Source organism: Pseudomonas helvetica, from assembly GCF_039908645.1.
Classification (GTDB): domain Bacteria; phylum Pseudomonadota; class Gammaproteobacteria; order Pseudomonadales; family Pseudomonadaceae; genus Aquipseudomonas; species Aquipseudomonas helvetica.
In genome coordinates this window covers 5,638,073-5,657,641 of record NZ_CP150917.1, presented here as the reverse complement: position 1 = coordinate 5,657,641, position 19,569 = coordinate 5,638,073, and the positions used below count along the sequence as shown (strand labels likewise).

Here is a 19,569-nt window from a genome sequence, read left to right as displayed (position 1 = left end):
CTTACAGGGTTCTGTATTGGGTCAGTTTTTTGTGCAGCTCAGCGGTATTGGGCTGATCCAGTTCGAGCCAGTAATGCTGCGTACCGGCGATTTCGGCGGCGGCCGGCAAACCATCGCGGTACACCAACCGGTTGCTGGCGAGGGCGGGGACTTTGTGCCCCGGCAGCAGAGTGCCGGCGAGGTTTAGCGGGTCGACGCCGCAAACACTGATCAGACTGCCGTCATGCGGGCGGCGACGCACTTCGCGCAGCAGCGGGATCGCTTCGGGCAGGGCGAATTGTTCGCCCGCCAGACCACTGACAAAACGTCCGCCGCGAATCTCTCCACGCGCCTCCAGTCGGTGAAAGGTGCGCAGCAATTCGCGCCAGCTCGGCAGCCACTCGGCCTCGCGTTCCAGCAGCCGCCAGAACACCACGCCGTAACGCCTGAGCAAGGTCAGGGCGATGTGTTCGAGGGTTTCGCTCGGGGTGCCACGGTTATCCACAACCGGCGGCATCGATTGACGGCGCAACAAGGCCCAGCGCCCGGCATCGTCCATTCCGCCGACAAACGCCCCGCGTCCCCGTCGGCTGCTGCGCGCCTGGCGTTTGCTGGCCGGTGTAATCAACGCACGCAGGCCGGCGAAGCTGTCGGCGTTGACCAGCCCGGCGCCGACCAGCTCCTGCAAGGCGATCTCCAGTTCACTGCGCAGCAGATGGGCTTCGTGCAGCAGTTCATCGAAAAACAACGCGCCATGTTGGCTCAGCGCTTGATGGACTTTCTGGGTTTTGGGCGACAGTTCGCTGACCTCCGGTGGCTCGGTCAGGCTGCTCCAGAGCGGGACCTGTGCCCGTGGCAACAACACAATCGGCGTGCTGCGCAGCGCTGCGCTAGTGGCTTTGTTGCGCACCGTCAGCCGGGTCCAGACCAGTTTCCCGCTGCGGCACAGCTCATCCAGCCACGTCGATGAATAGTTCTTGAGCCGCGCCGGCAGAAGATCGCTGTCCCAGGCAGACGCGGCTGCCGGGTAGCCTTCGAACTGACTGACAATCGCCGGCAACACCGCGCTGCCCTGGCCTTGGGTGGCTGGCGACAGATGCTGCCAGTCAAACAGAAAGCGCATGAAGTCCTGCAATGCCACGGGCTCGATTTCCCGCCGCAGGCGTTTGACCGTGTAACGATGAATGCGCGCCAGCAAATGCCGCTCGCACCATTCTTCCTGCGGGGCCGCCGGGCTGAAGCGCCCGCGCAACACGTAGCCTTCGCGCTCCAGTTGTGCCAGCGCTTGGGTGACTTGAGCCGTCGAAAGCCTCAGCGGTTGAGCAATCGCATGAATCGGCAACGGACCAAATGCGCTCAGGCGCGCGCGGATCAGTTCGACCAGTGCTTCATCGACGTCCCAGGGTTCATCGAAACCCGGCAAGGCTTGCAACGGCGGTAACAACGTGGCGTGTGGGTAGATCGCTTGCAGGCAGGTCAGGCGTTCCAGTGCCAGCCATAAAGAGTGCTCCGCATTGATTTGCAAACGACTGGCGCGACCACTGTCGGCCAGGGTCTGCAGCCAGTGCGACCACTGCGGATTGGCCAGCGCTTCGGCGTTGCTGATCGCGGCCAGGCTCATCAGCGCTTCATGCATTTCATCGGCGCTGGTAGGTTGCGGCCAGGCCTCATCGCGCACTGATTGAATGGCCTCGGCATCCAGCGCGCCGAGGTCATCGGTCGATTGCGGGTCGCTCCAGCGGCGGTTGAGCACCGCTTGAGTACGGCGTTCTTCCAGCGGCGCATCGTCGAGAAAGGTGTAGGGCCGGGCGCTGAGAATTTCTGCCGCCAGCGGCGAGGGCGCAGGCAAGTCGCGGCTGATCAAGCGCACTTCGCCGCGCTCCATGCGTCGCAACAGCGCCAGCCAGCCATCGCAGTCCATGGCTTCGTGCAGGCAATCGTCGAGGGTTTGCTCGACCAGCGGGTGATCGGGAATTTCGCGCTCGCCGACGAGGTTTTCCAGGCAGGCGATCTGGTCGGGAAACACGCTGGCGATCAGGTCTTCGCTTTTCATCCGCTGGATCTGCGGCGGCACTTTGCGTCCGCCGCTGTACCGCGGCAACGCGAGGGCGACGCCGGCGTTCCAGCGCCAGCGCACGCCGAATAGCGGCGCGTCGAGTACCGCTTGAATCAGGATCTGTTCGGCAGTGTTGCTGTGCAGATAACGCCAGACCTCGTCCAGCTCGAAGCTGTGGCTGGTGGACAGCGACAAGACGATGGCGTCTTCGCTGGCGGCAGCCTGCAATTCGAAGTTGAAGGTGCGGCAAAAACGCTTGCGCAAAGCCAGGCCCCAGGCACGGTTGATGCGGCTGCCGAACAGCGAGTGAATGATCAACTGAGTACCGCCGGACTCGTCGAAAAACCGCTCCATCAGCAGCGTGTTCTGAGACGGCAGGGCGCCGAGCGTCAGCCGGGCGCGGGCGAGGTAGTCCACCAGTTGTTCGGCGCTGGCGAGGTTCAGGCCGAGGGTCTCGGTCAGCCAGTCGATGCTCGGTTGCACATCGCCGGGCGTCGCGCTCAGCAGCTCATCAAGATGCGCGTGCAGGCGCGCCACGGCGAGCGACAATTCGGCACTGCGCCCTGGCGCTTCACCGAGCCAGAAGGGGATGGTCGGCGGCTGGCCCTGGGCGTCCTCGACGCGGATCTTGCCGGTTTCGACCCGCAAGATCCGGTACGAAGTGTTGCCCAACTGAAAGACGTCGCCAGCGATGCTTTCCACCGCGAAGTCTTCGTTGACGCTGCCGATGTTCAGCCCTTGTGGCTCCAGCAGCACGCTGTAATCGGCGTTGTCGGGAATCGTCCCGCCACTGGTCACCGCCGTCAGTTTGGCGCCGCGCCGGCCACGCAATGTGCGAGTCACCGCGTCGCGGTGCAGGTAGGCGCTGCGGATTCCCTGGCGGCCGTTATAGCCATCGGCGAGCATCTGCAGCAGCGCTTGATAGTGCGTTTCGTCGAGTTCGGTATAGGGCGATGCGCGGCGTACCATTTCGAGCAGGGCCCGCTCCTGCCATTCCTGGCAACTGACCTCGGCGACGATCTGCTGCGCCAGTACGTCCAGCGGCGCGTGGGGGATCAGCAAGGTGTCGAGTTCGCCCCTGCGCACACAGTCGAGCAGGGCGGCGCATTCGATCAGGTCGTCGCGGGTGGTGGCGAACAGGCGGCCCTTGGGTGTGCCGCCGACCTGGTGCCCGGAGCGTCCGACCCGTTGCAGAAACCCGGCGATCGAACGCGGCGAGGCGATCTGGCAGACCAGGTCGACGTCGCCGATGTCGATGCCCAGTTCCAGCGACGCGGTGGCGATCAATACTTGCAGGTCGCCACGCTTGAGCCGCTGTTCGGCATCGAGGCGAAACTCCTTGGCCAGGCTGCCGTGGTGGGCGGCGACGGCGTCTTTGCCCAAGCGCTCGCTAAGGTGACGGCTCAGGCGCTCGGCCAAGCGTCGGGTGTTGACGAAAATCAGCGTGGTCCGATGCTCGCGTGCCAGTGTGGCGATACGGTCGTAGACCAGCTCCCAGACATCGTTGGCCATCACCGCCGACAGCGGCACCGGCGGCACTTCGATGCCCAGGTCCCGCCGGCGGGCGTGGCCGATATCGATGATCTCGCAGGGGCGGCCGGTGCCCACCAGAAAACGCGAAACCGCTTCGATGGGTTTTTGCGTGGCAGACAGGCCGATGCGCATCAGCGGTTCCAGACACAAAGCCTGTAAACGCTCCAGGCTCAGGGCCAGGTGGCTGCCGCGCTTGCTGCCGGCGATGGCGTGGATTTCGTCGACGATCACTGTGCGGGTGCTGGCGAGCATGCGCCGGCCAGAGTCGGAGCCGAGCAGCACATACAGCGACTCCGGAGTGGTAACCAGAATGTGCGGCGCGCTTTTGCGCATCGCCGAGCGGTCCTTTTGCGGAGTGTCGCCAGTGCGCACGGCGGTGTTGATCTGTAGTTCGGGGAAGCCCAGTTGTCGCAGTTGCTCGGTGATACCGGCCAGCGGGGTTTGCAGGTTGATCTGAATGTCGTTGGACAGCGCCTTGAGGGGCGAGACGTAAACCACCAGGGTTTCGTCGGGTAATTCGCCACCGTGGGCCAGGCCTTGATGGACCAGATCGTCAATGACCGCAAGAAACGCCGTAAGGGTTTTGCCGGAGCCGGTCGGCGCGGCAACCAGCGTCGAACGGCGCTGGCGGATCAACGGCCACGCGCCGGCTTGCGCGGCGGTGACCGCTGGGAAGGTGCTGTTGAACCAGGCGCGGACGGCAGGGTGAAAGCCTGCCAAGGCGCTCTCGGCTGATACGGGGAGGTTCATGGGGTAATTTATGCGGCTGGGTGGCTGAAGATGCAAGTTTCTGTGGCTGATCGGTGACCCCCGTGGCGAGGGAGCTTGCTCCCGCTGGGCTGCGAAGCGGCCCCAAAACCTGCAATCGCGATTTGTCAGGCACACCGCATCGGCCCATTGCGACTGCTTCGCAGTCGAACGGGGGCAAGCCCTCTCGCCACAACAAGCCCGTTTACCCAAATGAGCGGGCGTCAAACCTGAGGATCTACACTTTACGAGTGACGGTTGCGCTTTAAACCCGCAAAATGCAACGATTCTGGCAATTCTCAACGGCAACGCCTGCGGGCTGTGCCGATAAAATCATCGTTCCAAACAGACTGGGCCTGCTGACTCTATGCGAATGCGCCTTATGTTACTGGGTGGCGGAAATGCCCTTGGGCAGGCGCTGATTCGCCTCGGTGCAGAGGAAGACATCGGTTTCCTCGCCCCCCGTCCACCGCAAGACGGCTGGGACGCCGCAAGCCTGACGCAGCTGCTCGACGACACTCGTCCCGACGCGCTGATCAATCTCGCCTACTACTTCGACTGGTTTCAGGCGGAGAGCGTGGCCGAGGCGCGCTTGGCTGCCCAGGAGCGGGCGGTCGAGCGGCTGGCCGAACTGTGCCAGCATCACAATATTGTCCTGGTGCAGCCTTCCAGCTATCGGGTATTCGATGGCTCGCGGGCGACGGCCTACAGCGAAAAAGACGAACCGGTGCCGCTGGGGCTGCGTGGCCAGGCCTTGTGGCGTATCGAGCAAAGCGTGCGCGCGACCTGCCCGCAACATGTGATGCTGCGGTTTGGCTGGCTGCTCGATGATAGTGTCGACGGCACCCTTGGGCGTTTCCTCGCGCGTGCCGAACTGCCTGAAGAGCTGCTGATGGCCGATGACCGGCGTGGCAACCCGACACCGGTGGACGATGCTGCGCGGGTGATCATTTCGGTGCTCAAGCAACTCGATTGCGCAGCGCCACTGTGGGGCACTTACCATTACGCCGGGCATGAGGCGACCACGCCGCTGGCGCTGGGGCAGGCGATCCTCGCCGAAGCGCGCAATCTGCACCCGCTGGCGATTGAAGCACCGACCGCGCAGGCTCACGCCGCACGGCCGGATGCCGCCGAAGAACCACAGCATGCGGTACTCGCCTGCAAGAAAATTCTGCACACCTTCGGGATCAAGCCACGCGCCTGGCGCGCAGCGCTCCCGAGCTTACTGGATAGGTTTTATCGTCATGGCTGATGGCCCTGTTTTGATCACCGGCGGTGCCGGTTTCATTGGTTCGCACCTTGCTGACGCCTTGCTCGCCAAGGGGCATTCGGTGCGCATCCTCGACGACCTGTCCACCGGTAAACGCAGCAACCTGCCACTGGACAATCCACGGGTCGAACTGATCGAAGGTGACGTTGCCGATGCTGCGCTGGTGGCAAAGGTGATGGTCGGTTGCAGCGCGGTGGCGCATTTGGCCGCCGTGGCGTCGGTCCAGGCGTCGGTGGATGATCCGGTGCGCACTCACCAGAGCAATTTCATCGGCACCTTGAACGTCTGCGAAGCGATGCGTCAGGCCGGCGTCAAGCGCGTGCTGTTCGCTTCAAGCGCAGCGGTCTACGGCAATAACGGTGAAGGCGAGTCGATCGACGAAGAGACCGCCAAGGCACCGCTCACACCGTACGCCGCAGACAAGCTGGCGGGCGAGTACTACCTCGACTTCTACCGTCGGCAGCACGGTCTGGAACCGGCGATTTTCCGTTTCTTCAACATCTTCGGTCCGCGGCAGGATCCGTCATCGCCGTACTCCGGGGTGATCAGCATTTTCAGCGAGCGGGCGCAGAAAGGCCTGCCGATCACCGTGTTCGGTGACGGCGAACAGACCCGCGATTTTGTCTATGTCGAAGACCTGGTCGACCTGCTGGTGCAGGCGATTGAAATGCCGACGCTTGAAGTGGGCGCGGTGAATGTCGGCTGGAACCAGGCGACGACCCTCAAGCAAATGCTCCAGGCGTTGGAGGAAGTGGTGGGGCAGTTGCCACCGATTGCCTACGGCCCGGCACGCTCCGGCGACATCCGCCATTCGCGGGCGAACAACCAGCGTCTGTTGCAGCGCTTCACCTTTCCCGAGCAGACGCCAATGAGCGTCGGGCTGGCGCGGTTGTTGGGGCGCTGAGTTTTTCGCAGTCATGAAAAAGGCGCCTTTCGAGGCGCCTTTTTCATGCGGCGGGTTTAGAACTTGTAACCCAGACCCACCATGTAGATCCACGGGTCCACGTCGATGTTGACCTTGGCGCGGGTGCCGGGGGCGACTGCGTTGTTGTCCACGTAGCCGGTGGTGTCGATGTCGATGTAGCGCACCTGGCCGTTGAGCATGATGTGGTCGGTCAGCATGTAATCGGCACCGACCTGCCATGCGAGGCCCCAGGAGTTTTTCGTCTTGAAGTTGCTGAAGCCGTTGGCTTGCGCTTCGTTACTGAGCTTTTCGTCGTAGATCCAGGTGTAGTTGATACCGGCGCCCACATACGGCTGGAATGCAGACTTGTTGTTGAGCGGGTAGTAAACCACGCTCAGGGTTGGCGGCAGGTGTTTGAGGGTGCCGAGCTTACCGTTGGCCGCGCCCAGGGAGGTGCCTTTGAGGTTTACGTCATGCTGGAACGGCGAGGCGGCGAGCAGCTCGATGCCGATATCGGGGGTGAGCATGTACGCGAAGTTCAGGCCCAGCTGCGTGCTGCTGTCCATGGTCGCCTTGCCACCCAGATCGGCACCCGCCAATGGACCGCGATCAACCTTGACGCTGGAACTGCCGGCTGTCGGGTTTACGGTGATTGCACCGGCCCGAACAATGATGTCACCGGCTTCATGGGCCTGGGCGAAGGGGGTTGCAAGCGCGAATGCAATGAGGGACGCGCTGAGCAATGACTTGTGCATGGGGGCTCCAAAGGAAGATTCAAATTCTGTATCTCCAATGGTACGAAGCGTCAGGAACGGCGCTTTTGACTCAGCTCAATGAAACAGTGATGGGGTTTGAATCGGGGGAGCCTTCTGCGACCGCTTCGCGGTCGATCGCGGGCAAGCCTTGCTCCTACAGGTTTCCGCTATCCGTAGGAGCAAGGCTTGCCCGCGATGGCGTCATCACGGGCAACGAATGACTGCCGGATTCACTCCGGCAATTCGTACACGTAGATCTTGTCCGCATCCATCTGATACCCGGCATCCGCCAATTCGCTGGTCGACGCTTTGACCTGCATTGCCCCTTCAATCCAGTACGGCTGATACAGCTCGTCGAGCTTCACTCCAACCGCGCTTTTGACATGGACGATCTGGTTCGACGGCGGAGGCGGTACGTGGATGCACGCGCCGAAATACGGCACCAGCAGAAAATCGGTGGTGCGACCTTCCTCGCTGACTTCCAGCGGCACGATGTAACCCGGCAGGCGAATATTCTTGCCGTCGAGGCTCTTCACCACCGGCGCATTGGGCATGTCTTGCTTGGCCGCTGGCGCGGACTCGGCGGACAACGCGCTGCTCATCTGCGACAGGTCGTGCAGCGGTTTCATGTTCGGCACTTCTGCCGGCGCGTCCGGCGGGATCATTTCCGCCCAGGTCAGGTCTTTCGGTGCAGCCGCCCACAGGGGCAGGGCGACCAGCATCAACAGCGCAGGCAGAGCGCGGAGCATCTTCAATGTCCTCATAAACGGATCGACAGACCATCGGCCAACGATTGGCGATAGGCGCGCCAGGCCGGCACGCTGCCCATCAGCAGCGCGGCGATCAGGATGCCACCGAGCAGCGTCCATTCATACTCGCTTGGCCAGGCCAGCGGCAGGTACAAGCCGTAGGTCGATTGCACGTAGCCTTGGGCGGCGGCGATGCATACATACAGCAGCGCCAGGCCCGCAACCACCCCGGACAGCGCCAATGCAAAGGCTTCCAGCACCAGCAGCGTTGCAATGTGCCATGGCCGGGCGCCGACCGAACGCAGGATTGCCATCTCGCGGCGACGTTCGTTGAGGCTGGTGAGAATCGCTGTGAGCATGCCGATCAACCCAGTCAGCACTACGAACAGCGACACCACGAACAGCGCTTTTTCGGCGGTGCCCATCAGGCTCCAGAGCTCCTGCAAGGCGACGCCCGGCAAGATCGCCAGCATCGGCTCGCCACGAAATTCATTGATCTCGCGTTGCACGGCGAAGGTCGAAATCTTGTTGTTGAGGCCGAGCATGAACGCGGTGATGGCTTGCGGCGTGAGGTCCATGTTGCGCGCCTGATCGGCGCTGATACGACCGTTGCCCTGAGCCGGCACTCCGTTGTGCCAATCGATGTGAATCGCCTCCATACCGCCGAGGCTGATGTGCAACGTGCGGTCGACCGGGGTGCCGGTGCGTTTCAGGATGCCGACCACGGTGAACGGTTTGTCATCGTGCTTGACCAGGCTGATCACTGCCACGCCGTGAGCCAGCACCAGTTTGTCGCCGAGTTTGTAATGCAGCGCATCGGCCACTTCGGCACCCAGCACCACTTCGAACGGATCCGTGGCAAACGCCCGACCGCTGGCCAGTTGCAGGTTTTGCTGACGGCCGTACTGGTAATGCTGGAAGTAGGCGTCGGTAGTACCCATCACTCGATAACCGCGATGCGAGTCACCGAGGGAAATCGGGATTGCCCATTTCACTTTCGGGTTGTTGGCAAAGTGCTCGAAGCTGTCCCAACGGATATTGTTGGTGGCGTTGCCAATGCGAAACACCGAGTACAGCAACAGGTTCACCGAGCCTGAGCGCGCGCCGACAATCAGGTCGGTGCCGCTGATGGTGCTGGCAAAGCTGGCCTTGGCTTCGGTGCGCACCCGTTCCACCGCCAACAGCAGGCAGACCGACAGGGCGATGGCGAACGCGGTGAGGATCGCGGTGAAGCGGCGGTTAGCCAGGCTGGCCATGGCTAGACGAAACAAATACATTTCAGACCTCGAGCGGCGTGGCGGCGCGATTGAGTTCGGCCAGCGACAGGTGACGATCGAACAGCGGCGCCAGGCTCTGGTCGTGACTGACGAACAGCAGGCTGGAACCGGCTTCGCGGCACTCGGCGAACAGCAAACGGATAAATGCCTCGCGGGCGTCGTAATCCAGCGCCGAGGTCGGTTCGTCGGCGATCACCAGTTCCGGCTGGCCGATCAGCGCGCGGGCAGCGGCGACCCGCTGCTGTTGGCCGATGGACAGTGAATCGGCACGGCGGCCGAGCATGTTTTCATCCTTGAGCCCCAGGTGTGCGAGTAAGGTCGCTGCCGCCTGATCGATGCTGCCGTGGCGCTGAATCGCACGGCTGGCGCGTAGTTTGGAGAAGTGGCACGGCAGCTCGACGTTCTCGCGCACCGAGAGAAACGGCAGCAGGTTGAACTGCTGGAAGATGTAGCCCGTGTGGTCGACCCGAAAGTGATCGCGGGCGCCGGCCGACAGTTCGGTCAGCTCCTGGCCGAGCAGGCGAATGCTCCCGCGATTGGGTTTCTGCACGCCACCGAGCAGGCCGAGCAGGGTGGTCTTGCCACTGCCGCTGGGACCTTTGAGAAACAGCGTTTCGCCGGGCTCCAGGCGAAACGCCGGGATATCCAGTAAAGGCGGATGACCGGGCCAGCTGAAGCCCAGGTCTGACAGTTCGATGAGTGCTTGGGTCATAGCGCCGATTTCATGGGGATTGAGGTCCTGTAGGAGCAAGGCTCGCCCGCGATGAGTACGCGGCGGTCTACCTTTAAAACCGCGTTATCGTTCATCGCGGGCAAGCCTTGCTCCTACGGGATTGCGGTGGATCAGAATTTCAGTGCCGCAGCCTTCGAGGTCACTTCTACCCCTTGCTGGCCGCTTGGGCTGATGAGTTGTACCTGAATTTTCTGCGTCGCGGGGAAGGTCGTGAACACTTGCGACAAGTCTAGGGTCTTCAGCGCGCCAGGGGCGGCGCAGGTGAATTGGTAGTGCGCGTGGATTTCGCTGTGATCGTGGTGATGCTCTTCGGCGGCTGCGCCTTTACCGTCAGTCGCGTGGTCGTCATCGTCGTCATGATCATCGGTATCCGGTTTGTCACCGAACAGCGGGCTGTTCAGTTCTTGCTGACTGACCACGCAGTTGGCCGCTTTTGGCAGGCTGAACAGCACCAGCGGTTTCTCCAGCTGCGCACGGGCGGCGGCGACTTTGGCCTTGTCTGCATCAGTGCTGGCAACGTGTTCGAAGCCCACCAGGTTCATCGCCGGGCTTTCCAGCTCCAGTTCCAGCGTCTGACCGTCCAGCGCCGCGTTCAAACGCCCGACGCCGTGTTCGTGGGCGCCCAGGCTGCCGTGTTCATGTTCGTGATCATGAACTTCAGCGGCCTGAGCGATAGCCAGCGGCAACAGAGCAAACGGCAAAGCGAGTAACAGACGGCGCATGGACTCTCTCCGGGAAGGAAGATGAAAATTTTGTTATGTAATCTTATAACAAGAATGGCGAGAGTTTGACTGTCCGCTTGGCGTTGCGCAAGACGCATGGGAGCATGTTCGTCATAAACCTGAGGAAAGCCCAATGTTGCGCATTCGTGGAAGCATCGGCGATTGGCCGGTGGATTTGACCCTGGAGCTGGATGATGGGGATTGGGCGAGGCTTGGCGCGCAGTTGCAGGTAAGCAAATCAGAAAACAGTGCAGCAGTGGCCGATCCGGTGGTCAAACCGGTCAATCAGGATGAGCTGCTGTGGCAACTCGCCAAGGATCTGCTGCGCAAGTCCGGGCAATTGACGGGGCCGGACCTGCTGGAGCAACTGCAGGGTTTGACCGGCAACACCGTCGCCGGCAAACGTCTGCTGGTGCGCTTGCGCCATAGCCCGGAGGTCAAGGTCGTGAGCGGCGGGGATACGCCGCTCTATAGTTGGATCGAGCAGGCCTAGTAGAGCGCTGCAAACAGCTTGCGGCGGTAAACGGTCACCAGCGGGTGATCGTTGCCCAGCAGTTCGAACACTTGCAGCAGGGTCTTGTGCGGCAACCCTTCGCTGTAGCTGCGATTGCGGATAAACAGCTTGAGCAGGGAGTCCAGTGCCGGCTCATATTGTTGACGGGCCAGTTGCTGGATCGCCAACTGATAGACGGCTTCATCGTCCTGCGGGTTTTGCGCCAGACGCGATTTCAGGTCGGCGACATCCGGCAAGTCAGCGGCCTGGCCGAGAAACTTGATTTGCGCCTTGGCGCCGGCAAGTGCGGCTTTGTGTTCATCGCTTTTCACCGCATCGAGCACGGCCTGGGCTTCACTCAGCTCGCCACGTTCGGTCAGGCAGCGCGCATAGAGGATCAACGCGCGGGCGTTGGTATTGTCCTCACCCAGCAGCACTTTCAGTGTGGCTTCGGCATCCGCGAAACGACCTTCGTCGAACAGCGCCTGCGCCTGTTCGATCGGGTCGGAAGCGGCCGGCGGAGGCATTTTTACGTGTGGCTCAAGCAGTGCGCGAACAGCGGACTCGGGCTGTGCGCCGGCAAAGCCGTCCACCGGCTGACCGTCCTTGAACAGCACCACTGTCGGCAGGCTGCGAATACCGAAGCGCGAAACGATGTCCGGCTCGACGTCGCAGTTGACCTTGGCCAGCAGCAACTCGCCCTGATAGCTCTCGGCGATGGATTGCAGCATCGGCATCAGCGCCTTGCACGGCGCACACCATTCAGCCCAGAAATCCACCAGCACCGGCTTGTGGAACGAGTTCTCGATCACCGACTGGTCGAAATCGGCGGTAGTGGCGTCGAAGATATATGGCGTGTCTTGACTCATGGGGAATCTCGAAGAAACGTGAATGGGAGAACTATAAGGGCTGGCGGCGACGGGCATAAGTATCTACACAACTTTCTGCTCCAACGCCCGTAGCAGCTGTCGAGCCCGCGAGGCTGCGTTCGAGGACGCAGTCCTCGTAAATCCCGGGTACACGGACTGCCTGAAAAAACGTGCTGCCTGATTCCACGACTGCTTCGCAGCCGAACGCAGCCTCGCAGGCTCGACAGCTGCTACGGGCTGGAACGATCATGTACGTTTGGCGTGGTACAGGCTCACATGCCGAAACTCTTCTGGTTCTGCCAGATCCGGTAAGGTCATCGCCTCAAGCATTTCCAGCCGCTGATACAACGGATGACGGAAATCCCGAACTCGTGAATCCGCCACCAACGCCTCGCGGCCACGGCTGAGAAACTCATCGAGCAACGGCAGGTTGGCCCGGTCGTACAACACGTCGGCCACCAGAATCAGATCAAAACGATCGGCCTCGGCAAAAAAGTCTGTCGAGTAGCTGAGCTCGACGTCATTGAGTTCGGCATTCGCCCGGCAGGCTGCAATTGCCAATGGATCAAGATCACAGGCCACCACTTCCAGCGCCCCTGCCTTGACCGCTGCAATCCCCGCCACCCCGGAGCCGGCGCCGAAATCCAGCACGCGCTTGCCGGCAACCCACTGCGGATGCTCCGCCAGGTAACGGGCCATCGCCAGGCCGCTGGCCCAGCAAAAGCTCCAGTACGGTGGCTCGTGCAGAATGCGCCGGGTTTCTTCCGGGCTGAAGGCGCGGTTCATGTTGTCGCCGTCGATCAGCCAGAGTTTCAGCGTGGTTTCAGGCAATGGACACCGGACCAGCTGTGCATCGCCGAGCAGTTCACTTAACGCCTGTTGCAGGTCGAGCGGTGCATTCATGGCGCTTTGAGGAACTGCAATTGGCCCAGGGCCTGGGTCTTCGGCTCAAAGATGCGTTGCGCCGGCAGGTGCAGGATCAACTGCCCGGACTGGCTGGCGCGACCCCGCAGTTCGACGCGTGCACCGACCGGGAACGAGTCGGGATTGAATCGCAGATGGAATGGCAGAGCCTTGTTGTTGCCGATCAGGTTGGCGCTGGCGAGCAATTGCTGCGGCCGGGAGCGTTCGTCGATCACCAGCAGCGCCAGTTCAACCTCGGCGCCGGCCGGCACGCCCTGCAAGGTGCCGCTCAATTCCCGTTGATACGCGGGCAGCGGTCCGAGGTCGGCCGAGGCCTGGGCTTTTTTCTGGGCCATCTGCGGTGCAGGGCCCGGAGTCGGTGCCGCCGGTTTGGGTGCGCTGCTACACGCGACCAACAGGCCGATGAGACTGAGTAAAACAAGCGGTCTTAGCGGCATTTGCGGCTCCAGCAAAATGAAATCCATCGATCAGACAGTGTAGCCCGTCTGTATACCGCAAACCCTATGGCTTGTCTTGCCAGTGGGATGCGCTACCATGGCCCTCCCTTTTTTTGTTGCCTGCCACCATGCACTGTCCCTTCTGCGGTGCCAACGACACCAAGGTCATCGACTCGCGTCTGGTCGCCGAGGGCGAACAGGTGCGCCGCCGGCGCGAATGTCTGGCCTGCGGCGAACGTTTCACGACGTTCGAAACTGCCGAACTGGTGTTGCCGCGCCTGATCAAAACCGACGGCAGCCGTCAGCCGTTCGACGAAGAAAAACTTCGCGCCGGCATGCAGCGTGCGCTGGAGAAGCGCCCGGTAAGCGTCGAGCGCCTGGAAGCGGCGCTGGCCCATATCAAACACAAACTGCGAGCGACCGGCGAGCGCGAGGTCAAATCCCTCGTGGTCGGTGAACTGGTGATGGCCGAGCTGCAAAAGCTCGATGAAGTCGCCTACATTCGTTTCGCTTCGGTGTATCGCCGCTTCCAGGACCTCAACGAGTTCCGCGAAGAGATCGATCGCCTGGCCCGTGAGCCGGTAAAAGAATGAGCATATCCCCGGAACAACAGGTCCTCGACGCCCATTACATGGCGCGCGCGCTGGAACTGGCGCGCAAAGGTCACTACACCACCCATCCCAACCCTCGGGTGGGCTGCGTGATCGTGCGTGACGGGCAGATTGTCGGCGAAGGCTGGCATGTGCGCGCCGGCGAACCGCATGCCGAAGTCCACGCCTTGCGCGCCGCCGGCGAAAACGCCCGCGGTGCCACCGCCTACGTCACGCTGGAGCCTTGCAGCCATCATGGCCGCACGCCGCCGTGTGCCGATGCGCTGGTGAACGCTGGCCTGGCGCGAGTGGTTGCGGCGATGCAGGACCCGAACCCGGAAGTCGCTGGCCGCGGTCTGCAGCGTCTGGAGCAGGCGGGCATCGAGACCCGCAGCGGCGTGCTCGAAGGCGAGGCGCGCAAGCTCAATGAAGGTTTTCTCAAGCGCATGGAACACGGCTTGCCGTTCGTGCGGGTCAAGTTGGCAATGAGCCTAGACGGTCGCACCGCCATGGCCAGTGGCGAAAGCCAATGGATCACCGGTCCCGCCGCCCGCTCGGCTGTGCAGCGTCTGCGGGCTCAGGCCAGCGTCGTGTTGACTGGTGCCGACACGGTGCTGGCCGATGATGCGCGCTTGACCGTGCGTGCCGACGAGTTGGGTCTGGATGCCGAGCAAACTGCGCTCGCCATGAGCCGCCCGCCGCTTCGCGTGCTGATCGACGGCCGCCTGCGCGTGCCGCTCGATGCGCCGTTTTTCAAGGCTGGCCCGGCGCTGGTCGCTACCTGTGTCGCGGTGGAAGAGCAGTACGCCAACGGCCCCGAATGCCTGATCGTGCCCGGCGATGATGGCCAGGTCGACCTGCGCAAGCTGCTGCTCGAACTCGCCGCCCGGGGCGTCAACGAAGTGCTGGTGGAAGCCGGCCCGCGTCTGGCTGGAGCGTTTGCCCAGCAAGGGTTGGTGGACGAATTCCAGATCTTCATCGCGGGCAAGTTCCTCGGCTCCACGGCGCGACCATTGCTGGACTGGCCACTCGCACAAATGAAGGATGCGCCGGAGCTGAAAATCACAGAAATTCGCGCGGTGGGCGATGACTGGCGAGTCATCGCGGTCCCCGTTCCGCCAGCGAGCGTATAATTCCCGACCTGCGCCACAAGCGAAGGTTTTGTTCTCGAGGAGGACTCCATGTTTACCGGCATCATCGAATCCATCGGCAGCATCCGTGCATTGACCCCAAAAGGTGGTGATGTACGGGTTCACGTAGAAACCGGCAAGCTCGACCTGAGCGACGTCAAGCTCGGCGACAGCATCGCGGTCAACGGCGTCTGCCTGACAGCGGTTGAACTGCCGGGCAATGGCTTTGCAGCGGACGTCAGTCGCGAAACCCTCGACTGCACCGCCATGAATGACCTGAAAAGCGGCAGCCCGGTCAACCTGGAAAAAGCCTTGACCCCGACCACCCGCCTCGGTGGGCATCTGGTCAGCGGTCACGTCGACGGCGTCGGCGAAGTGGTTGCGCGTACCGAGAATGCCCGTGCCGTGGAGTTCCGCATTCGTGCGCCGAAAGACCTGGCCAAATACATCGCCCATAAAGGCTCGATCACGGTTGATGGCACCAGCCTGACGGTGAACGCGGTCGATGGCGCCGAGTTCTTGCTGACGATCATTCCGCATACCCTGAGCGAAACCATCATGGCGTCTTACCAGCCAGGTCGCCGGGTCAACCTTGAGGTCGATCTGCTGGCCCGTTACCTGGAGCGTCTATTGCTGGGTGACAAGGCCGCAGAATCCTCGAAGGGCAACATTACCGAAAGCTTTCTGGCCGCCAACGGCTACCTCAAATCCTGACTCAAGGGGGTGCCGCGTGGCGCTCAATAGCATCGAAGAACTGGTTGAAGACATCCGCCAAGGCAAGATGGTCATCCTCATGGATGACGAAGACCGCGAGAACGAAGGCGACCTGATCATGGCCGCCGAGTGCTGCCAGCCTGAACACATCAACTTCATGGCCAAGCACGCTCGTGGCCTGATCTGCATGCCGATGAGCCGCGAGCGCTGCGAGCTGCTCAAGCTGCCATTGATGGCACCGCGCAACGGCTCCGGTTTCGGCACCAAGTTCACCGTGTCCATCGAAGCCGCTGTCGGCGTCACCACCGGTATCTCTGCGGCTGATCGTGCGCGCACCGTGCAAGCGGCCGCCGCCAAAGACGCCAAGGCCGAAGACATCGTCAGCCCCGGCCACATCTTCCCGCTGATGGCCCAGGCCGGCGGCACCCTGGCCCGTGCCGGCCACACCGAAGCCGCTTGCGACCTGGCGCGCATGGCCGGTTTCGAGCCGAGCGGGGTGATCTGCGAAGTGATGAACGACGACGGCACCATGTCCCGTCGCGCCGAGCTGGAAACCTTCGCCGCCGAACACAACATCAAGATCGGCACCATCGCCGACCTGATTCACTACCGGATGATCCATGAACGTACCGTTCAGCGGATTGCCGAGCAGCCGCTGGACAGCGAACTGGGCCAGTTCAACCTGGTGACCTACCGTGATTCAGTGGAAGGCGACGTGCACATGGCACTGACCCTGGGCACCATTTGCGCCGAAGAACCGACCCTGGTTCGCGTGCACAACATGGACCCGCTGCGCGACCTGTTGATGGTCAAGCAGCCAGGCCGCTGGAGCCTGCGCGCCGCCATGGCCGCGGTTGCCGAGGCTGGCAGCGGTGTGGTGCTGTTGCTCGGTCACCCGCTCGATGGCGACGTGTTGCTGGCGCATATTCGCGAAACCGCCGACCACGCACAGCCGAAAAAACCGACCACCTACAGCATCGTCGGTGCCGGCTCGCAGATCCTGCGTGACCTGGGTGTACGCAAAATGCGCCTGATGAGTGCGCCAATGAAATTTAATGCGATATCCGGTTTCGATCTGGAAGTTGTAGAATACGTGCCCTCCGAATAAAGACCGGTGTTTTTCACCCCCTTGTTCGCGGTTCAAATATCACTGAGGGACGCGTACTGAACGCGTCCCGGCTCTTTAAGAGATTTGTCGAATGACCCTGAAGACCATCGAAGGTACCTTCATCGCCCCCAAAGGCCGCTACGCTTTGGTTGTTGGCCGCTTCAACAGCTTCGTTGTCGAGAGCCTGGTAAGCGGTGCTGTTGATGCCCTGGTTCGCCATGGCGTGAGCGAAAGCGACATCACCATCATCCGTGCCCCTGGCGCCTTCGAAATCCCGCTGGTTGCGCAGAAAGTCGCTCAGAAGGGCGAGTTCGCGGCAATCATCGCGCTGGGCGCGGTCATTCGTGGCGGCACTCCGCACTTCGAATACGTGGCTGGCGAGTGCACCAAGGGCCTGGCCCAGGTGTCCATGGAATTCGGCGTACCGGTCGCTTTCGGCGTACTGACCGTCGACTCGATCGAGCAAGCCATCGAACGTTCCGGCACCAAGGCCGGCAACAAAGGTGCTGAAGCAGCCTTGTCCGCTCTGGAAATGGTCAGCCTGCTGGCGCAGTTGGAGGCCAAGTGATTAGCGACGAAAGCGATCGTTTCAACCCGCGCGATCCAAAGCCTGCGGATGCTGGCAAACCATCGAAAAGCGTCAAGCGTCGCGAAGCTCGTCAGCTCGCGACCCAGGCGCTGTATCAATGGCACATGGCCAAGCAATCGCTGAACGAGATCGAAGCGCAGTTCCGGGTCGATAACGATTTCACCGATGTCGATGCCGCGTACTTCCGCGAAATCCTCCACGGGGTTCCGGCGCATCGCACCGAGATCGACACCGCGCTGAAGCCATGCCTGGACATCGAAATCGAAGAGCTGGACCCGGTTGAACTGGCGGTTCTGCGCCTGTCCACCTGGGAACTGCTCAAGCGTGTCGACGTGCCTTACCGCGTGGTGATCAACGAAGGCATCGAGCTGGCTAAAGTCTTCGGTTCCACCGATGGCCACAAGTTCGTCAACGGTGTACTCGACAAGCTGGCCCCGCGCCTGCGTGAAGCTGAAGTGAAGGCGTTCAAGCGCTGATCGGCGCTTGAACTGCCATTGCCATGGGCGAGTTTGAGCTGATCCGCAATTACTTTGCCGCCGCGCCTTGTGCGCAAGGCGGTGAGGGCGTTGACCTGGGAATCGGCGACGACTGCGCCTTGCTCGCTGTTCCCGCAGGGGAGCAGCTGGCAATTTCCACCGACACGCTCGTGGCCGGTGTGCATTTCGCAGACCCTTGCGACCCGTTTCTGCTCGGTCAGCGTTCGCTGGCTGTGGCGGTCAGCGATCTGGCTGCCATGGGCGCCACCCCCATTGCCTTTACCCTTGCCCTGACTTTGCCGACGGTAACCGCCGATTGGCTGGACGCCTTTGCCCGTGGTTTGAACGCCATGGCGCAACACTGCGGTGTACAGCTGGTGGGCGGCGACACCACACGCGGACCGCTGAGCCTGACCATGACCGTGTTCGGTCGGGTCCCGGCAGGCAAGGCACTGACCCGCAGCGGTGCGCAACCCGGTGATCTGGTGTGCGTGGGCGGTGAACTGGGCAACGCCGCCGGTGCATTGTCGCTGGTGTTGGGTGAGCGCGTCGCGCCCGCCGAAGTTGCCGGGCCGTTGTTGGCGCATTATTGGTCGCCACAGCCACAGCTTGAATTGGGCATGGCGTTGCGCGGCAAAGCCACCTCGGCACTGGATATCTCTGACGGTTTGCTCGCCGATTGCGGGCATATCGCCAAGGCCTCGGCTGTCGGCTTGCTGATCGAAAGCGAAAAGCTGCCGCTGTCAACGGCACTGGTGAGCTTTCTCGGTGAGAATGCGGCTCGCGTGGCGGCCTTGAGTGGTGGTGACGACTATGTGCTGGCGTTCACTCTGCCACCCGCGCAACTACCGGGACTGCTCGCCGACGGCTGGCCGATTCACGTTGTCGGGCGGGTCGTGGCCGGGCAGGGCGTGACGCTGCTGGACGCGATCGGGCAGGACATCACCCCGCAAGCCCGGGGTTATCAACATTTTCGGGAGACACCGTGACAGATCATCCCAAGCAGAGCCCGGCAGGACGCGTGCCGCCATCGGTCTGGCGTAATCCCTGGCATTTCCTGGCGTTCGGTTTCGGCTCGGGCACCTTGCCCAAGGCGCCAGGCACCTGGGGCTCGCTGGTTGCGCTACCTTTTATCCCGTTATGGCAGATGTTGCCCGGCTGGGGTTACTGGCTGATGCTCGGCATCACGATGCTGTTCGGCTTCTGGCTGTGCGGCAAGGTTGCCGACGATTTGCGGGTGCACGACCACGAAGGCATCGTCTGGGACGAAATGGTCGGGATGTGGATCACCCTGTGGCTGGTGCCGGCAGGTTGGTACTGGCTATTGGCGGGGTTCCTGCTGTTCCGCTTCTTCGACATTCTCAAGCCATGGCCGATTCGCTGGATCGACCGACATGTGCACGGCGGTGTCGGGATCATGCTCGACGACGTGCTGGCAGGCGTGTTTGCCTGGTTGGCGCTGCAGGGGCTGGTCCGGTATTTCGCCTGATTGGCTGATTGAGGGGCGAATGGAT

Annotated in this window: 20 protein-coding genes; 11 read left to right on the top strand and 9 right to left on the bottom strand. The window is 62.2% G+C overall.

Annotated elements, in window-relative coordinates; all coding sequences use genetic code 11:
• Position 1: 1 nt before the first annotated feature.
• On the bottom strand, positions 2-4,318 hold the full coding sequence (locus AABM55_RS26090) for a DEAD/DEAH box helicase (RefSeq protein ID WP_347928136.1): 4,317 nt from the start codon (positions 4,316-4,318) through the stop codon (positions 2-4).
• Between the two features lie 364 nt (positions 4,319-4,682).
• Between AABM55_RS26090 and AABM55_RS26085 the strand changes: the two genes are divergently transcribed.
• Positions 4,683-5,567: a sugar nucleotide-binding protein gene (locus tag AABM55_RS26085; RefSeq protein WP_347928135.1), complete on the top strand. Its 885-nt coding sequence runs from the start codon at positions 4,683-4,685 to the stop codon at positions 5,565-5,567.
• A complete protein-coding gene (locus tag AABM55_RS26080; protein ID WP_347928134.1) occupies positions 5,560-6,489 on the top strand; it encodes an NAD-dependent epimerase/dehydratase family protein in 930 nt (309 codons plus the stop codon). The genes AABM55_RS26085 and AABM55_RS26080 overlap by 8 nt, the downstream gene beginning before the upstream one ends.
• Before the next feature lie 56 nt (positions 6,490-6,545).
• On the opposite strand, the gene AABM55_RS26075 is transcribed toward AABM55_RS26080, so the two are convergent.
• The 5 genes from AABM55_RS26075 to AABM55_RS26055 all read right to left on the bottom strand — a co-directional run bounded on the left by AABM55_RS26075 (position 6,546) and on the right by AABM55_RS26055 (position 10,725).
• Positions 6,546-7,244 (bottom strand): OmpW family protein, encoded by a 699-nt coding sequence (locus AABM55_RS26075; protein ID WP_103318346.1) that lies wholly within the window; start codon positions 7,242-7,244, stop codon positions 6,546-6,548.
• Between the two features lie 230 nt (positions 7,245-7,474).
• Positions 7,475-7,993 carry a DUF3299 domain-containing protein gene (locus tag AABM55_RS26070; protein WP_347928133.1) on the bottom strand — a complete coding sequence of 173 codons (519 nt, stop codon included), beginning with the start codon at positions 7,991-7,993 and terminating at the stop codon, positions 7,475-7,477.
• An 11-nt stretch (positions 7,994-8,004) separates the two neighbouring features.
• The gene (locus AABM55_RS26065) at positions 8,005-9,270 is read right to left on the bottom strand and encodes an ABC transporter permease (RefSeq protein WP_103318342.1); all 1,266 of its coding nucleotides are present in this window, start codon (positions 9,268-9,270) and stop codon (positions 8,005-8,007) included.
• Position 9,271: 1 nt separating this feature from the next.
• Positions 9,272-9,982, bottom strand: coding sequence for an ABC transporter ATP-binding protein (locus AABM55_RS26060; RefSeq protein WP_103318340.1), 711 nt, complete (start codon positions 9,980-9,982; stop codon positions 9,272-9,274).
• 131 nt (positions 9,983-10,113) lie between these two features.
• Positions 10,114-10,725, bottom strand: a complete 612-nt coding sequence (locus AABM55_RS26055) for a DUF2796 domain-containing protein (protein WP_347928132.1) — start codon at positions 10,723-10,725, stop codon at positions 10,114-10,116.
• A 133-nt stretch (positions 10,726-10,858) separates the two neighbouring features.
• On the opposite strand from AABM55_RS26055, the gene AABM55_RS26050 reads away from it, so the two are divergent.
• A complete protein-coding gene (locus tag AABM55_RS26050; RefSeq protein WP_054594253.1) occupies positions 10,859-11,218 on the top strand; it encodes a hypothetical protein in 360 nt (119 codons plus the stop codon).
• Here the strand turns inward: AABM55_RS26050 and trxA are convergent.
• The 3 genes from trxA to AABM55_RS26035 all read right to left on the bottom strand — a co-directional run bounded on the left by trxA (position 11,215) and on the right by AABM55_RS26035 (position 13,448).
• Positions 11,215-12,087: a thioredoxin gene (gene trxA, locus AABM55_RS26045; RefSeq protein ID WP_347928131.1), complete on the bottom strand. Its 873-nt coding sequence runs from the start codon at positions 12,085-12,087 to the stop codon at positions 11,215-11,217. The two genes, AABM55_RS26050 and trxA, sit on opposite strands and share 4 nt — an antisense overlap.
• A gap of 246 nt (positions 12,088-12,333) precedes the next feature.
• Entirely contained in the window at positions 12,334-12,990 is a 657-nt protein-coding gene (locus AABM55_RS26040; protein ID WP_347928130.1) for a 50S ribosomal protein L11 methyltransferase, read from the bottom strand.
• Positions 12,987-13,448, bottom strand: coding sequence for a hypothetical protein (locus tag AABM55_RS26035; RefSeq protein WP_054594250.1), 462 nt, complete (start codon positions 13,446-13,448; stop codon positions 12,987-12,989). The genes AABM55_RS26040 and AABM55_RS26035 overlap by 4 nt, the downstream gene beginning before the upstream one ends.
• Positions 13,449-13,576: 128 nt before the next feature.
• Between AABM55_RS26035 and nrdR the strand changes: the two genes are divergently transcribed.
• From nrdR to AABM55_RS25995, 8 genes are all read left to right on the top strand, one after another.
• Positions 13,577-14,041 (top strand): transcriptional regulator NrdR, encoded by a 465-nt coding sequence (nrdR, locus tag AABM55_RS26030; protein ID WP_054594249.1) that lies wholly within the window; start codon positions 13,577-13,579, stop codon positions 14,039-14,041.
• Positions 14,038-15,171, top strand: a complete 1,134-nt coding sequence (ribD, locus tag AABM55_RS26025; protein WP_054594248.1) for a bifunctional diaminohydroxyphosphoribosylaminopyrimidine deaminase/5-amino-6-(5-phosphoribosylamino)uracil reductase RibD — start codon at positions 14,038-14,040, stop codon at positions 15,169-15,171. The genes nrdR and ribD overlap by 4 nt, the downstream gene beginning before the upstream one ends.
• A gap of 48 nt (positions 15,172-15,219) precedes the next feature.
• Positions 15,220-15,882, top strand: coding sequence for a riboflavin synthase (locus tag AABM55_RS26020; protein WP_081427298.1), 663 nt, complete (start codon positions 15,220-15,222; stop codon positions 15,880-15,882).
• 16 nt (positions 15,883-15,898) lie between these two features.
• Positions 15,899-16,990 carry a bifunctional 3,4-dihydroxy-2-butanone-4-phosphate synthase/GTP cyclohydrolase II gene (gene ribBA / locus AABM55_RS26015; RefSeq protein ID WP_054594246.1) on the top strand — a complete coding sequence of 364 codons (1,092 nt, stop codon included), beginning with the start codon at positions 15,899-15,901 and terminating at the stop codon, positions 16,988-16,990.
• Between the two features lie 91 nt (positions 16,991-17,081).
• Positions 17,082-17,558, top strand: a complete 477-nt coding sequence (ribE, locus tag AABM55_RS26010) for a 6,7-dimethyl-8-ribityllumazine synthase (RefSeq protein ID WP_003228649.1) — start codon at positions 17,082-17,084, stop codon at positions 17,556-17,558.
• The gene (nusB, locus tag AABM55_RS26005) at positions 17,555-18,055 is read left to right on the top strand and encodes a transcription antitermination factor NusB (protein ID WP_019693846.1); all 501 of its coding nucleotides are present in this window, start codon (positions 17,555-17,557) and stop codon (positions 18,053-18,055) included. Before ribE ends, nusB begins: the two co-directional genes overlap by 4 nt.
• A 23-nt stretch (positions 18,056-18,078) precedes the next feature.
• Positions 18,079-19,044, top strand: coding sequence for a thiamine-phosphate kinase (thiL, locus tag AABM55_RS26000; RefSeq protein ID WP_347928129.1), 966 nt, complete (start codon positions 18,079-18,081; stop codon positions 19,042-19,044).
• Positions 19,041-19,544, top strand: coding sequence for a phosphatidylglycerophosphatase A (locus AABM55_RS25995; RefSeq protein ID WP_054594243.1), 504 nt, complete (start codon positions 19,041-19,043; stop codon positions 19,542-19,544). The genes thiL and AABM55_RS25995 overlap by 4 nt, the downstream gene beginning before the upstream one ends.
• Positions 19,545-19,569: the final 25 nt, after the last annotated feature.